Genomic DNA, 14595 nt, shown 5'->3' with positions numbered 1-14595 from the left:
GTTTTTACCGCCCTTTTTTATTTCCTGCAGCGCATTCTTTATGGGTGATAAATTTGGACTGAAAGTTAAACTGCGCTGAATTAACAGTGACTTCGCAGACAGCAAAGTCCTATTATTCGTACTTTTGAGAAAATTATTTCATGAAAATTATTTCTTATAACGTAAATGGAATTCGTGCTGCATTTACAAAAGATTTTTTAGGCTGGTTGAAAGTTGCAGACCCCGATGTGATCTGCATTCAGGAGAGTAAAGCCGGAAACGACCAGATCGATATTGAAAGTCTGGAAAAAAGCGGCTACTTCAGTTTCTGGCATTCGGCGCAGAAAAAAGGCTATTCCGGCGTTGGTATTGCCTCAAAAATACGGCCGAAGCACATTGAGTACGGGTGCGGAATTGAACATTACGACAGCGAAGGAAGAATTATGCGCGCGGATTTTGAGGATTTTTCGGTGATCTCCGTCTACGTGCCCTCGGCCTCGAATATTAAAAGGCTGGATTTTAAAATGAAATTTTGCTACGATTTTCTGGAGTACATTAAAGAACTAAAGAAAACAATACCAAACCTTGTAATATCGGGAGATTTTAATATTTGCCATCACGCTATCGACATTCACAACCCGGAAGGTTTAAAAAATACTTCCGGCTTTTTACCCATGGAAAGAGAATGGATGACGAATTTTATAGAAGAGTGCGAACTGATCGACAGTTTTCGGTATTTTAATTCGCAGCCGGAATATTATTCCTGGTGGAGTTACCGCCAGAATTCCCGCCTGCGGAACAAAGGTTGGAGGCTGGATTATAATTTCGTGTCTTATGCTTTAAAAGAGCGGCTTTCGCGGGCGGTTATTTTAAAAGAGGTCGTTCATTCGGATCATTGCCCTGTTTTGGTGGAATTGGATTTTGTTTAAATATAAACGAGATAAAATCCTTTAAGATGGAAAAGCTGCAGCTGAGCAGCTTTTTCGGGCCTATTACTGATATCAAAAATGACAGGAAGCCCTTCCAAAAGCTTAGTATCAAATAAAGGAAAAAAAACAACCAAATAAAAAGCCGACTCTAAAAGAGCCGGCTTCTGTATATTTTAACTTCAAGTTAATCGTTGTCGATAATTTCGTATTCAACAGGCATTGTTCCGCGGGACGGATTTCCAATGGCCTTAAACGCAGCTTTCGAAAGATCCAGTGCTCTGGAGGAATGGAAAGGACCACGGTCGTTAACTTCTACTACTACACTTTTTCCTGTTCTTAAGTTGGTTACTTTCAGCATAGTGCCGAAAGGGAGCGTTCTGTTGGCAGCGGTCATTTTCGAGTTACTGAAAAGGTCGCCGCTCGCTGTTTTTCTACCGTTAAATTTATCGTGATAGAAAGATGCGAAACTAGTTTTAGCATCATCGGCATTATAATTGTTAAAAGAATAAATACCGAGCGTTGAAATCATCATTATGATTAGGAGTATTCCACTTTTCATCATTTTGAATTATTTTTATTGGTTTTGACTGTGCAAATTTATTCCGAAATCATTACTTGCAACCCCAACACTGTTAAACCCTCTTAACGAATTGTTAATATTTTGTTAAGAGTCTCTGTCGATTCACTTCTGATGGGCGTTAACAAAGATTGTTAATTTGTGTTAAAAACGGTTGTTGAAAGTTAATTTTATTAACAAACCATTGCATAATATCCACCAATTGAACCTACAAAACGCTGATAATCAACACTCAACATAAGAAAAAACTTCCGAATAATCCGGAAGTTTTTTAGTGTTAATTTCTTGATGAATAATCAAAAATCGACCCGTTTATTACCTTTTTGCTAAACCAATTCGCCGTATAAATCAAACTCTTCAGCAGACGTAATTTTAATATCCGTAAATTCTCCGATGGATAAGTACACATTTTCCGCTGCTACCAAAACGGTATTATCCACATCCGGCGAGTCGAATTCTGTTCTGCCTACAAAATAATTCCCTTCTTTACGGTCGAAAATGCATCGGAAGGTTTGTCCAATCTTCGCTTGATTTTTTTCCCAGGAAATTTGGGACTGTAATTCCATAATTTCTTCCACCCGCGCTTCTTTCACTTCCTGTGGCACGTCATCTTCCAAAACGTACGCGGTAGTATTTTCTTCGTGCGAATAAGTAAAACACCCAAGGCGGTCAAAACGCTGCGTACGAACCCACTCTTTCATCTCCTGAAAACGCTCTTCTGTTTCTCCCGGAAAACCCACAATTAGCGTTGTTCTAATGGCCATATCGGGCACTTTCTCGCGGAATTTATTTAAAAGGGCATTTGTTTTCTCATGCGACGTTCCGCGTTTCATGGCTTTCAACACTTCGGAATTGATGTGCTGTAAAGGAATATCGATATAATTACAAACTTTGGGTTCAGTTTTAATGATATCGAGAAGATCCTCCGGGAATCCCGTGGGGAAGGCATAATGCAGACGAATCCATTCAATTCCTTCCACTTTCACCAAGCGCAAAAGTAAATCTCCCAGAGCTCTCTTTTTGTAAAGGTCCAACCCGTAATAAGTTAAATCCTGCGCGATTAAAATAAGTTCTTTGACGCCCTGTTTGGCTAATTTTTCGGCCTCGATGACCAAATTTTCGATCGGCGTGGAAATGTTTTTTCCGCGCATCAAAGGAATGGCGCAAAAAGAGCACGGCCGGTCGCAGCCTTCGGCAATTTTTAAGTAAGCGTAATGTTTGGGCGTGGTAAGTAAGCGCTCGCCTACCAGTTCGTGTTTATAATCGGCGCCTAAATGTTTCAGCAACAAGGGAAGATCGCGCGTGCCGAAATATTGGTCAACATCCGGGATTTCACGCACAAGGTCCGGCTTATAGCGTTCGGAGAGACATCCGGTAACGAAAACCTTTTCTACTTCACCCCTGTTTTTAGCATCAACAAAATCGAGAATGGTATTGATGCTTTCTTCCTTTGCATTGTCGATAAATCCACACGTATTGATGACCACAATATCGCCGCGGTCTTCGTGTACGACCTCTTTTCCATTCGCTTTTAACTGACCCATTAAGACCTCAGAATCGTACACATTTTTGGAGCAACCCAGCGTTACAATATTGATTTTCTTTTTTCCTACTGATTTTGTGCGCATTATAAAATTTATTGGGCGCAAAGGTAAGCATATTATCGTAAAAAATTATTTTTCTGAATTTTTGTCTTTTCGGAAGCTGGGGAAGCCTAAAAAATCGGGTTTGGCTTTTTTCTCGAAGATGAGGCCAATCATCATCACAAAAGTGGTGAGCAAGATAACCTGAATGACAACCGACTCATTAAGATACGGAAAGCGGTCTTTCGGCGTGATGCTTAAGAATAGGAGCACGGTGATTAAGCCTCGCGGCGCGATGTAAAACAGAGGCTGCATATCCATTTTCCCTAATTTTAAGAAAATTGCGCGAAAAACATAAATAGAAATTACGATGGATAAAGACCAGACCACGGAATCTTCATTGATGATGTCTTCCGTTTTCAAAACAAATCCAAAAACGATAAAAAAGAGCGTGCGAACGATAAACGTGGCTTCTACAACAACATCTTTAAAGTGCTTGACTTCTTTATTCAGTTTCGTGAAACTGAACTTTTTCAGAAATTTCACGCCCTTAAGTTCATCAATATTCCCGAGGATCAGACCAAAAAAGAGAATGAAAATTAAAGCCGGAAGGTGATAAATCTTCGAAATCTGATAAATTAAAATATTCAGAATGATGATGGGTCCGTATTTAATGTGGTGATCGATTTTTGCCAGAAGAAAAGCCAGTACCAAAGATGCAACCAAGGAAATAAGTAACATCAGCATAAACTGACCCACAAAATGGAAGGCACCCGTTAAGGTAATGGCTGTACCGAAGGTGGCAAAATTAAAGAAAATAACCCCGATGATATCCGACAAACTGCTCTCGTACGTAATAAATTGGCGTTTTTCTTTGGACAGGTTAATGGCACTCGGTATGGCGATGGAACTGCTGATGATGCAAAATGGGATAATATTGATCAAGCTCTGCTTGAACGGTATTTCCCACTCCAGATTAAGAAATAGGGAAAACCCGATAGCGATAATCACTAAGGGAAATAAGGCAATTAGTGCGGATTTCTTGACGACGCTTTGCGTAGAGCGGTTTAGTTCAAGCTCCAGAGAACCTTCCAAAACAATTAAGATAAGCCCGATGGTCCCAAGAATAGGCAGAATTACATTTAAATTCGGGATGATGATGTTGAACAAACCACCAACCTGATTTAAGAGCCAACCTGTTGCCAGCAAAAAAATAACAGAGGGAACTTTTGTGAATTTCGAGGTAATATCGAAGAGGTAAGACACCAGTAATACCAGGCAAATTCCTATAATAAACATTTCAGCCATTGGGTAAATATATAAAAAAAAACCTCAAATGCTTTTGAGGGTTTTTGAAGTTCAAAGTAAGACCTAGAGACAAAGGTGGAAAAGAAGATCATTTCTCGCCTCGCCGTTAAAAATTTAAAGAGGCCTTTTTCAACGGAACACCTTAATGTCGTTTTACATGGAATTTACCTGACTAAATTTTTAAGGTAATCGCCGTAGCCACTTTTTCCATATTTTTCTGCAGATTTCAGCAACTGTTCTTCGTTGATAAAGCCTTTTTTGAAGGCAATTTCTTCGATGCAGGAAATTTTGAAGCCCTGTCTTTTTTCCAAAACCTTCACAAATTCGGAGGCGTCGTGCAGAGAATCGAATGTACCGGTGTCTAACCAGGCTGTTCCGCGGCTCATCACGCCTACTTCCAAGTCGCCTTTTTCCAGATAAATTTTATTAACATCGGTAATTTCCAATTCGCCCCGGGGCGAGGGTTTTAAGTTTTTTGCAATTTCCACCACAGAATTGTCGTAGAAATACAATCCCGGCACGGCAAAATTAGACTTTGGTTCATTCGGTTTTTCTTCGATGGAAATTGCTTTTTGATGTTCATCAAATTCAACCACCCCATATCGTTCCGGATCCGAAACCTGATAGGCGAAAACGCACCCGCCTTTCACATTCACTTTGCTTGATAAAAGCTCCGGCAATCCGGCACCGTAAAAAATATTATCACCCAGAACCAAGGCTACAGAATCGTCTCCAATAAACGCTTCGCCCAAAATAAAGGCCTGCGCCAACCCATCCGGACTTGGCTGAACTTTATAAGATATTTGGCATCCAATGGAAGAACCGTCTCCTAATAACTTTTCAAAACCGCCAATATCATGCGGCGTAGAAATAATTAAAATTTCCTTTATTCCTGCTAAAAGCAAGGTTGAAAGTGGATAATAGATCATCGGTTTGTCGTAAACCGGCATTAACTGCTTGCTTACGGCAATAGTAAGCGGATAAAGTCTTGTACCGGAGCCGCCGGCTAAAATTATTCCTTTCATTGTATTTTCAAATTACGCGAATTTTCCGAATTTATAAAATTCGCCAGGTTATAAATTGATAATTCTTTTATATTTTAAAGATTTTTCTCCAAAATTAATAAGAATCCCTAATTTTTTATTGGTCGCTTTGAGGTAGTTTTGCAATTGGTACGAGAAAATATCATGTAAATAACTGACTGATTTTATTTCGATAATGATCTGATCGAAGCACAGAAAATCTGCCCGGTAAGTTTTCGTTAATCTTTCTCCATTATAGAAAATTTCTAACTTCTTTTCTTTTTCAAAGGGAATGTTATTTTTCTTAAATTCTTTTTCCAAAACTTCGCAATATACAGCTTCTAAAAACCCATTTCCCAATGTAGAATGGACATTCATACAAATCCCGATAATTTGATAACTTTCTTCTCTAAAAATAATCTTGTCATCCACAATTCGTCAAATTCGGGTAAATTTGGTTAATTCGAATATTGCTCTCTATAATAATTCTGATAATCTCCGCTCGTTACATGATCCAACCAATCTTTATTCTCCAGAAACCAGTCGATGGTTTTTCCTAAGCCTTGCTCAAAGGTAACGCTGGGCTTCCAGCCTAAGGTTTCATTTAGTTTGGAGGCATCAATCGCGTAGCGTAAATCGTGACCGGGACGATCTTTTACGTACGTAATTAATTTTTCTGAATGACCTGCGGGATTTCCCAGTTTCTCATCCATTTGTTTGATGAGTTCTTTTACAAGATCGATATTTTTCCATTCATTGAAGCCGCCAATATTGTAGGTTTCGCCGGTTTTAGCTTCAAAAAATATTTGATGGATGGCTTTTGCGTGATCGATGACGTAGAGCCAATCCCGCGTATATTTTCCGTCTCCGTATATGGGAAGTGGTTTTCCATTTAAAATATTGGAAATACATAAAGGAATCAACTTCTCCGGGAAATGATTCGGGCCATAGTTATTGGAACAGTTGGAAATAATGAAGGGCATCCCGTACGTGTTACCGTAAGCACGCACCAAATGATCGGAAGCCGCTTTACTGGCTGAATACGGAGATTTAGGATCGTACGGCGTTTCTTCGGTAAACAGTCCGGTTTCGCCCAGACTTCCATAAACTTCATCCGTAGAAACATGGTAAAATAAATTTTTACGGTTACCGTCAGGGAAATTTCCGTGCTGATGATCCGGGTTTAAAGTCCAGAATTCGCGCGCTAAATTTAAAAGATTGGCAGTGCCGTTCACATTGGTGTTGATGAAGGCATTCGGATCCGTAATGCTCCGATCCACATGGCTTTCGGCGGCCAAATGCACAATGGCGTCGGGATTGTATTTTTCGAAAACCTTGCGAAGTTCTTCTACATTTGTAATATCGGCTTTTTCGAAAACGTAATTCGGTTCGTTTTCAATATCTTTTAAATTCTCCAGATTTCCGGCGTAGGTTAAAGCATCAAGATTGATGATTTTAGACTCCGGATTATTTTTCACGAACTCGCGAACCACGTGGGACCCGATAAATCCGGCTCCTCCGGTAATGATAATATTTTTCATAAATATGTTTTAAAAATTTCCGTCAGCAAACGAAGGTTGAATGCGGTCTTTTTCCGAAAGAATAATCTCTTCAGTGTTTAAATGCCAGTTGATGTTTAAATCTTTATCGCTCCAAAGAACGCCACCCTCAGCTTCCTTGTTGTAAAAATTATCGCATTTATAAGCAAAAACGGCTGTTTCCGTCAATACCGAAAAGCCGTGGCCAAAACCTCTAGGAACGTAAAACTGTAACTTATTTTCCGCGGAAAGTTCCACTCCGAACCACTTTCCAAAAGTCGGCGAATCTCTGCGCAAATCTACCGCCACATCGAAAACTTTGCCTTCCAAACAGGACACCAGTTTAGCCTGTGCATGTTCGCCTTTCTGTAAATGGAGGCCGCGTAAAACACCATAAGAAGATTTCGAAACATTGTCCTGCACAAAATGGCCGTTCATTCCCGTCAATTCCTCAAATTTTTGCTCATTGAATTTTTCATAAAAATAGCCACGGTCATCTTCAAACACGGTGGGTTCAATAATGTAGCAGTCTTTTAAAGGAGTTTCTTTAATTTTCATATTAAATTTTAATTCTAATTTTTAGCGCTGTATATATTTTCAATGATTTTCAGAACCTTAATGCTGTCGCAGGTCGTGGTCTGAATTTCCTTTCCGAAGCGAAGAAAATCAACTACATTTTGATAGAGGTAATGGTGGTTCTGGGCAGAACCTTTAAAACTTCCATAATCATTAGGATGACTCGTTTCGGGCAACACTGGCAAAATATAATCTTTGATGATGCATTTTTCCACTTCATTCATGTACTGTCCGCCAACTTTTACAGAGCCTTTTTCGGCAATAATGGTCAACGAACTTTCTAAATTTTCGTTCCAGACCGAGGTGGAAAAATTAAAACTTCCGATGCCGCCCGACGCAAATTCAAATGTTATAATGCCGCTGTCTTCAAACTCGGTTAATTCGGAATGATTGAAGTCGGCAAATTTGGATTTTATATTCGTAATATCGCCGAAAAGCCAGTACATAATGTCCAAATAATGCGAAAACTGCGTAAATAACGTGCCGCCATCCAAGGCTTTTGTGCCGCGCCAGGATTCTTTCGTGTAATATCCGTCATTGCGGTTCCAGTAACACGAGATTTGCACCATGAATATTTTGCCTAAAAGATCATTTTCCAGAAGACTTTTTAACCACACAGCCGGCGGCGAAAATCGGTTTTGCATGACGGGAAAAATATGGACCTTTTTTTCAGCCGCTAAACTTTCCAGGGCAATGGCTTCATCTGAATGAAGCGTAATGGGTTTTTCGATGATCACACTTATTCCGCTTTCGATGATCGTTTTTGCCTGGTCAAAATGCAATCCATTTGGCGTACAAACGGCAATAAGATCGACGGAAAATTCCTGACCCAAAAATTCCTGCAAGGATTTAAAAACGGGAACGGAGAAATTCTGCGTGTCTTCCGCCGCAAATTTCGAATCGATTAAGGCAATCAGTTCAAAGTTCGGGTTTTGGGCAACCATTTCGGCATGTTTTTTCCCGATATGACCGTAACCTAGAATTGCTATATTTATTTTTTCTCCCATTAATACGCTGCCTTTTATTTTTGCAAATCGATACTCTTACGCAGAAGTTTGGCTTAAAATCATCTCACTTCGTGTCTCTAAAAGTTTTCCGCCACAACTTTTTTGATTCTTTCACGGTCCTCATCGGTGAGGCTGGAACCGGAAGGCAAACACAAACCGTTATTGAAAAGTTCTTCTGCTACGTTTTCGCCGTAATAAGGCGTATTCTCGAAAACGGGCTGCAGGTGCATCGGCTTCCATAAAGGGCGGGATTCGATGTTTTCTTTTTTTAGAGCCGTATGCAACTCTTGTCTACAAAAACCTGCTGTGTTTGGATCAATTTCAATCGCTGAGAGCCAGTGATTTGAAAAGTAATCATCATTTGGTTCTTTAAATACTTTAACACCCTCAATCTCTCGGAAAATATCCTGGTAAAAGAGGTTATTATTTCTTCTTGCTGCTATTCTTTTATCTAGCACTTCCATTTGGCCTCTCCCGATTCCAGCAGAAATATTGCTCATGCGATAATTATAGCCAATTTCAGAGTGTTGATAATGAGGCGCCTGGTCTCTGGCCTGTGTAGAAAGGAAGATAGATTTCTCTTTTGCTTCTTTCGTTCTGCATACCAAAGCACCACCCCCCGAGGTAGTGATGATTTTGTTGCCGTTAAAACTTAAAACAGACATTTCGCCAAAGGTTCCACATTTTTGACCTTTATAGGTAGAGCCCAAAGCCTCTGCAGCGTCCTCTATTAATGGAATTTTATATCGGTCGGAAATTTCAACTATGTCGTCCATTTTAGCAGGCATCCCATAAAGGTGGACGACAATAATAGCTTTCGGTTTTTTGCCTTGAGCAATTCTGTCTTTAATTGCAGCTTCTAAATATTCAGGATCCATATTCCAGGTATTTTTTTCACTGTCTACAAAAACCGGCTTAGCTCCCAGATAAGCAATAGGATTCGCTGAGGCCGAAAAAGTAAAAGTCTGACAGATCACCTCATCTTCAGGTTGTACTCCTATGACTATTAAAGCCAAGTGCAGTGCGGCAGTGCCAGAACTTAGAGCCGCCACTTCTACATGATGATCTAAATATTGTTTTAAGTCGTTCTCGAAGTTATTAACGTTAGGACCAAGAGGAGCAACCCAATTTTGCTCGAAGGCTTCGTGAATAAAATTTAATTCAGTACCACCCATATGGGGGGAAGAAAGCCATATTTTATTGTGCATTATGTAGAAATATTATATTTTATTTTTTATTATTATTCCAGGATTACCCACAACAGTGGCGTAGTCGGGGACGTTTTTGATAATTACAGAGCCGGCGCCAACCGTTGCCCATTTACCGATTGTGATTCCTTGAATGACTGAGGCGCCAATTCCGATATGCACCCCTTCTTCAACGGAAACATTTCCGGCCAACGAGGCGTTAGGAGAAATATGTACAAAATCGGCAATTTTACAGTCGTGCTCCACTACCGCGCCGGTATTGATGATGCAGTGCATACCAATTTCGGCATCGGGATTAACCGCTGCTTGGGCCATTATGACAGTGCCACTCCCTACTTTTGCATATTTGGAGACACTTGCATCCGCATGAATTCCCCGAATGTAATGGAACGGATACTTTTCTACGATTTTTTTTCTGTCAGAATTATTTCCAATGGCGATAAGTGCTTCCTGCTGAAAATCGGAAATATGATTAGGGGAAACCGCTATGCCAAATAAATGTTTTGTCTGCGGGTCATCGTCGATGATCAGATCTACCGAAAACCCATTGGAAATAAGGATATCAAGAACTACTTTGCTATGTCCGCTCGCGCCAAAAAGAATCATAAAAAATTACCTTTAAATTCATCCGACGTTACGTGCCCTTCCTGAGTTATTCCCTCGGAGCAAAAGACTTTTTTTACTGTCAAAAGCAGTATTTTCATGTCGAGCTTAAAATTTAAATTATCTACGTACCAGACATCAAACTTAAATTTTTGATCCCAACTGATGGTATTCCTGCCGTTGACCTGCGCCCAGCCAGTAATTCCAGGGCGTACCAGATTTCTCCTTTTTTGAAAATTATTGTAAAGGTGTAAGTAATCCGGAAGTAGAGGTCTCGGGCCTACCAGAGACATTTCGCCTTTTAAGACATTAATAAGTTGTGGGATTTCGTCTATTGAAGTTTTTCTTACGAAAGCTCCCACTTTTGTGACGCGCGCGGAATCTGGCAACAGATTACCCTCCGTGTCGCTTTTGTCGTTCATGGTTTTAAATTTAATGATATTAAAAAGTTCGCCGTCTTTTCCCGGTCTTTTCTGAAAAAAGAACGGCTTGCCGCGGTTAGAAAAAAACAAAGCAAAAGTAGCCAGAAATAACAATGGGCTCAAAAGCACCAAGCCAAGCAAAGATACGCTAAAATCAAATAATCTTTTTAAGAGGTTTCTGTACATTTATAAAATATTTATCTAAATCTAATTTTTATATTTTGGATTTCATTCTTCGTTTTACGGATTTAACGAAATCAAAGAGTTGAATGCCTTCGAGTTGTATTAATGGCACCATAGATAAGTCTCCAAACTTTTGGTACTATTATTAACGAAAAGACTTTAAAAATATCGTACATATAACAATTTTTGAAGGACTTCCGAGTTTATTCATGTTTATAATATATTTTCTAAATGTTAATTGATATCGTAATTTTCAAGGTAACGCGTTTATTCATGGTGATATTGGCCCTTATTATATATCACTTCTGGTTTCGAGAATCACCACAAATTCATAATGATCATCTTAGCAGGATGAATAATTTAATCCTCATGCTAAAAATTATTTTCTTTAAAAAAAGGAAGCGCCCTGTCCTTTTCTGAAAGAATTATATCTTCCGTAGGAAGTTTCCAGTCGATTTTTAGATCGGGATCATTCCAGATTACACTGCCTTCCGCTCCGTCCTTAAAATAATTGTCGCATTTGTACGCGAAAATTACTTCCTCACTCAGTGTTGAGAAACCATGTGCAAAACCTCGGGGAACATACAATTGTGTTTTATTCTCTTCTGACAGTTCTACACCAAACCATTCGCCGAAGGTGGGCGAATTCCGGCGCAAGTCTACTGCCACGTCCAAAACCTTACCCTTTATACACGAAACTAATTTCGCTTGGGCATGTTCGCCTTTTTGCAAATGCAGTCCACGTAAGACTCCATAGGATGATTTCGAAATATTGTCCTGCACAAAATGACCGTTCATTCCCGTAAGTTCTTCGAATTTTTTCTCGTTAAATTTTTCATAGAAATAGCCACGGGCGTCCTCAAAAATAGTAGGTTCTATAATGTAACAGTCTTTGAGCGGAGTTCCTTTAATTTTCATCATCAATTATATTAGGAAGTTAAATTCGTCTTTTTATCTTTAATTTGATCAGTATATAAATTATTGCCAAAGGGAACAAAAGTACGAGAAGACATACCCAGTTGGGCCACTTCAGCGTGATGATCAGTGCGTTAATAAAGATCTGAAGGCTCGCATAGGTTGTACTGACATATAAATGCGAAAGTTTTTTATCGTTTACCAATAATTGGTAAAGATGCCGGCGATGGGCAGTAAAAATATTTTCTTTCAACTTTAATCTTTCCAGAATAGTAAATATGGTTTCGATGCCGTAGACGGAGAGGAACAAAATCCATTTTATTTGCCATGTTTTCAACATTAGCATTGCCAAGAGCGCCACAATCCAAAAAGCAAGGGCCATACTGCCGATATCACCGAGGAAGCATTTTGCTTTGAGCCTAAAATTAAAAAAGAGAAAAACTAAAGCTGCGAGCAAAGGATAGATAATAAAATTATCCCCAACAAATGTCACCACATAGTGATTTACATATAATAAGGAACCAAGGATGACGAGACTAAATAAGCCGGACATACCATTGATGCCGTCCATAAAATTATAAGCGTTCAGAATGCCAATGATCAAGATGTAACAAATGGGTATCGACCAAATTGGAAACAGCTGAAAAGCGTTTATAAAGTAGAGTAAGAGGGAGACCGATATAAAATGAAAAACCAACCTGATTTTGGTGGACAAATCCATAAGATCATCCATAAAACTGATGATGCAGATCAGCAGGAGGCCGAGACCAAAAATCAGAAAATTTGGACTTCCGTCTGCTTCATTTATCTTATGATCCCTGCTGAAGATCAAACTCCCTATGAAAAGTAAATACGCTATAGGGATAATAATTCCGGCACCCCGAATGGTAACCTCTGTGTGTGCACTGCGGTGATTGGGTTTATCAATAATGTTGAACCGATCGGCGATCCGGAAATAAATCAACATCATGAGGAAGAAGGCAGCGGTAATAATCAGATACTCCATTATTTTTTAAAACTTTTGAGGGTTTTTATAATTCCTTCTTCGGTGGTTAATGGCAGACTTTCTATATTCAAGGCTTTCTTTATTTTTTCGTTGGATACTACATAATTGTCTGTTAACTTGCTCAATCGCTCGGTATTCAGCGGAAGCTTTAAAACATCCCCTCCTTTTGAGAGAGCAAGAATAATACTTTTTGGTAAAGTCCACATTTTTGTTTTTTTACCCAGGCCCGCACTGATTAAATTGACCAATTGGTTGGTTGAAATTGCCTGATCATCGGCAAAATTGTACACTCCTGAAGGTAATGATTTTTTCTCAATAATTTCGGACACCAAAAAACTAAGATTGTCGATGCTTAAAAAAGAACGTTTATTTTCGAATGCTGCCAGGGGCCAGGGCAGCCCTTTCCGTATCATTTGGTAAAGAAGGTTAAGATTACCTTTATTTCCGGGACCATGGATCATGCAGGGACGAATGATAAAAAGTCTTTTGTTTTCCCGTAATTGCTTTGAAAATAAGTAATTTTCAGCTTCAAATTTACTTTTTCCGTAAGGCGTTTTCGGATCAGAAGGGTGGTTTTCGTGCAAAATCCCTTCAATAGTATCTGCGGTGGCCTTTACGCTGCTGAAGAAAATAAAGTCTTTTATTTCTGAATTTAAAAATTCATCAAAAAGTTTGATCGTTAAGTCTCTATTGACTTTGAAATATTCATCATCAGCGGAAGTATTCGCAGTATCATGAGCTTTTCCTGCGAGATGAATGATCACATCCGCATTTTTATTTAAAGTGAATTCTGGATTTCTCAAAGAAAGTTTTCCAACAATATTTCCTTTGTCTTCCAAATATTTTGAAAGATTAGAACCTACAAATCCTGTTGCTCCGGTGATGATAATTTTCATTTGAATTGCTGTAATGTAACTTTATTAATTCTACTTCTCTCCTTATCAAAAATACCACCCCATTTACTGAAATAATGAATAGCAGATTTTACAAAAATTTTGAAAAGCCTTTTATCTTTATTTGCTCCAGATTCATAACCATGAACTATAGAAACTTTCGGAAAATAAACTGTTTTATATTTCAAATGCATTCTTCTTGATAAATCCCAATCTTCGAAATACATAAAAAAACGATCATCATAAAAACCAACTTCTTCCACAGCCGACATTCTAAAAAGAGTAAAACACCCCGATAAAATGGGCGCATTGTATATAACATCTTTCTTTACATTCCTTAGCTCATAATTATTAATAAACTTTTCATAATAGAATTTAGGTTTTTTAAATTTTCTCATGAAAACAGAAAACGGTGAAGGAAGTAATTTTGGTAAATTCTGTACGGTACCATCTTCATTCAGAATTTGTGGCATCATCATACCAATTTGTGGGTTTTTCTCCATGCATTCTATCATTGGGCTCACAACATCTTCATGAAGTAGAACATCAGGATTAATTACAAAATGATATCTACTATGATTCTCAATAGCTTTCTTAAAGGCAATATTATGAGCCGCACCAAAACCCGGATTGTTTGGTAAATGTATATATTGAATGTTTGGATGAAGTTCGGCTAAAGTATGGAGGGTATTTTTTGGAGAATTATCTACCAAATAAAATACCGTGTTTTCTTGATATTTCAAGATATCAAGTGTTATTTTTTTTATTTCATTAAAATCACTTTTATATAATACTATCGATGCGGAAACTGTCATTACATTTTATATTTTTCTTCTTGATTATAAA

16 protein-coding genes are annotated in these 14595 nt (G+C 38.7%); 1 reads left to right on the top strand and 15 read right to left on the bottom strand.

The annotated features are described in order from the left end of the window. Positions 1–140: 140 nt before the first annotated feature. Entirely contained in the window at positions 141–908 is a 768-nt protein-coding gene (locus tag L0B70_RS08095; RefSeq protein ID WP_235141316.1) for an exodeoxyribonuclease III, read from the top strand. A 184-nt stretch (positions 909–1092) separates the two neighbouring features. Here the strand turns inward: L0B70_RS08095 and L0B70_RS08090 are convergent, their stop codons facing one another. The 15 genes from L0B70_RS08090 to L0B70_RS08020 form a co-directional block, all read right to left on the bottom strand. After that, positions 1093–1470: a septal ring lytic transglycosylase RlpA family protein gene (locus L0B70_RS08090; RefSeq protein WP_235141315.1), complete on the bottom strand. Its 378-nt coding sequence runs from the start codon at positions 1468–1470 to the stop codon at positions 1093–1095. A gap of 341 nt (positions 1471–1811) precedes the next feature. Further along, positions 1812–3113 carry a 30S ribosomal protein S12 methylthiotransferase RimO gene (gene rimO, locus L0B70_RS08085; RefSeq protein ID WP_235141314.1) on the bottom strand — a complete coding sequence of 434 codons (1302 nt, stop codon included), beginning with the start codon at positions 3111–3113 and terminating at the stop codon, positions 1812–1814. 45 nt (positions 3114–3158) lie between these two features. After that, the gene (locus L0B70_RS08080) at positions 3159–4367 is read right to left on the bottom strand and encodes a cation:proton antiporter (protein WP_235141313.1); all 1209 of its coding nucleotides are present in this window, start codon (positions 4365–4367) and stop codon (positions 3159–3161) included. A 173-nt stretch (positions 4368–4540) separates the two neighbouring features. Continuing rightward, entirely contained in the window at positions 4541–5401 is an 861-nt protein-coding gene (rfbA, locus tag L0B70_RS08075; protein ID WP_235141312.1) for a glucose-1-phosphate thymidylyltransferase RfbA, read from the bottom strand. A 48-nt stretch (positions 5402–5449) separates the two neighbouring features. Beyond that, positions 5450–5830 carry a GxxExxY protein gene (locus L0B70_RS08070; RefSeq protein WP_235141311.1) on the bottom strand — a complete coding sequence of 127 codons (381 nt, stop codon included), beginning with the start codon at positions 5828–5830 and terminating at the stop codon, positions 5450–5452. 26 nt (positions 5831–5856) lie between these two features. Then, complete coding sequence (gene rfbB, locus L0B70_RS08065; protein WP_235141310.1) at positions 5857–6939, bottom strand: dTDP-glucose 4,6-dehydratase; 1083 nt, start codon at positions 6937–6939, stop codon at positions 5857–5859. Positions 6940–6948: 9 nt separating this feature from the next. After that, positions 6949–7494 (bottom strand): dTDP-4-dehydrorhamnose 3,5-epimerase, encoded by a 546-nt coding sequence (gene rfbC, locus L0B70_RS08060; RefSeq protein WP_235141309.1) that lies wholly within the window; start codon positions 7492–7494, stop codon positions 6949–6951. A 14-nt stretch (positions 7495–7508) separates the two neighbouring features. After that, a complete protein-coding gene (locus L0B70_RS08055) occupies positions 7509–8519 on the bottom strand; it encodes a Gfo/Idh/MocA family protein (protein ID WP_235141308.1) in 1011 nt (336 codons plus the stop codon). Positions 8520–8596: 77 nt separating this feature from the next. Further along, complete coding sequence (locus L0B70_RS08050) at positions 8597–9727, bottom strand: DegT/DnrJ/EryC1/StrS aminotransferase family protein (RefSeq protein WP_235141307.1); 1131 nt, start codon at positions 9725–9727, stop codon at positions 8597–8599. Between the two features lie 12 nt (positions 9728–9739). Further along, positions 9740–10333 carry an acetyltransferase gene (locus L0B70_RS08045; protein WP_235141306.1) on the bottom strand — a complete coding sequence of 198 codons (594 nt, stop codon included), beginning with the start codon at positions 10331–10333 and terminating at the stop codon, positions 9740–9742. Beyond that, positions 10330–10938, bottom strand: coding sequence for a sugar transferase (locus L0B70_RS08040; protein WP_235141305.1), 609 nt, complete (start codon positions 10936–10938; stop codon positions 10330–10332). The genes L0B70_RS08045 and L0B70_RS08040 overlap by 4 nt, the downstream gene beginning before the upstream one ends. A gap of 369 nt (positions 10939–11307) precedes the next feature. Continuing rightward, positions 11308–11853, bottom strand: coding sequence for a dTDP-4-dehydrorhamnose 3,5-epimerase (gene rfbC, locus L0B70_RS08035; protein ID WP_235143573.1), 546 nt, complete (start codon positions 11851–11853; stop codon positions 11308–11310). Between the two features lie 19 nt (positions 11854–11872). Continuing rightward, positions 11873–12856, bottom strand: coding sequence for a glycosyltransferase family 4 protein (locus L0B70_RS08030; protein WP_235141304.1), 984 nt, complete (start codon positions 12854–12856; stop codon positions 11873–11875). Further along, positions 12856–13752, bottom strand: a complete 897-nt coding sequence (locus tag L0B70_RS08025) for an NAD-dependent epimerase/dehydratase family protein (RefSeq protein ID WP_235141303.1) — start codon at positions 13750–13752, stop codon at positions 12856–12858. Before L0B70_RS08025 ends, L0B70_RS08030 begins: the two co-directional genes overlap by 1 nt. Further along, on the bottom strand, positions 13749–14564 hold the full coding sequence (locus L0B70_RS08020) for a glycosyltransferase (protein ID WP_235141302.1): 816 nt from the start codon (positions 14562–14564) through the stop codon (positions 13749–13751). Before L0B70_RS08020 ends, L0B70_RS08025 begins: the two co-directional genes overlap by 4 nt. Positions 14565–14595: the final 31 nt, after the last annotated feature.

Source organism: Kaistella sp. 97-N-M2 (genome assembly GCF_021513235.1).
GTDB lineage: Bacteria > Bacteroidota > Bacteroidia > Flavobacteriales > Weeksellaceae > Kaistella.
This window is presented reverse-complemented; position numbering and strand designations above follow the sequence as displayed.

What these genes read in the sequence shown, in the direction of transcription:
- L0B70_RS08095 (WP_235141316.1), top strand. Translation starts at nt 141, where the DNA reads ATGAAAATTATTTCTTATAACGTAAATGGAATTCGTGCTGCATTTACA.
- L0B70_RS08090 (WP_235141315.1), bottom strand. Translation starts at nt 1,470, where the DNA reads ATGATGAAAAGTGGAATACTCCTAATCATAATGATGATTTCAACGCTC.
- rimO (WP_235141314.1), bottom strand. Translation starts at nt 3,113, where the DNA reads ATGCGCACAAAATCAGTAGGAAAAAAGAAAATCAATATTGTAACGCTG.
- L0B70_RS08080 (WP_235141313.1), bottom strand. Translation starts at nt 4,367, where the DNA reads ATGTTTATTATAGGAATTTGCCTGGTATTACTGGTGTCTTACCTCTTC.
- rfbA (WP_235141312.1), bottom strand. Translation starts at nt 5,401, where the DNA reads ATGAAAGGAATAATTTTAGCCGGCGGCTCCGGTACAAGACTTTATCCG.
- rfbB (WP_235141310.1), bottom strand. Translation starts at nt 6,939, where the DNA reads ATGAAAAATATTATCATTACCGGAGGAGCCGGATTTATCGGGTCCCAC.
- rfbC (WP_235141309.1), bottom strand. Translation starts at nt 7,494, where the DNA reads ATGAAAATTAAAGAAACTCCTTTAAAAGACTGCTACATTATTGAACCC.
- L0B70_RS08055 (WP_235141308.1), bottom strand. Translation starts at nt 8,519, where the DNA reads ATGGGAGAAAAAATAAATATAGCAATTCTAGGTTACGGTCATATCGGG.
- L0B70_RS08050 (WP_235141307.1), bottom strand. Translation starts at nt 9,727, where the DNA reads ATGCACAATAAAATATGGCTTTCTTCCCCCCATATGGGTGGTACTGAA.
- L0B70_RS08045 (WP_235141306.1), bottom strand. Translation starts at nt 10,333, where the DNA reads ATGATTCTTTTTGGCGCGAGCGGACATAGCAAAGTAGTTCTTGATATC.
- L0B70_RS08040 (WP_235141305.1), bottom strand. Translation starts at nt 10,938, where the DNA reads ATGTACAGAAACCTCTTAAAAAGATTATTTGATTTTAGCGTATCTTTG.
- rfbC (WP_235143573.1), bottom strand. Translation starts at nt 11,853, where the DNA reads ATGAAAATTAAAGGAACTCCGCTCAAAGACTGTTACATTATAGAACCT.
- L0B70_RS08030 (WP_235141304.1), bottom strand. Translation starts at nt 12,856, where the DNA reads ATGGAGTATCTGATTATTACCGCTGCCTTCTTCCTCATGATGTTGATT.
- L0B70_RS08025 (WP_235141303.1), bottom strand. Translation starts at nt 13,752, where the DNA reads ATGAAAATTATCATCACCGGAGCAACAGGATTTGTAGGTTCTAATCTT.
- L0B70_RS08020 (WP_235141302.1), bottom strand. Translation starts at nt 14,564, where the DNA reads ATGACAGTTTCCGCATCGATAGTATTATATAAAAGTGATTTTAATGAA.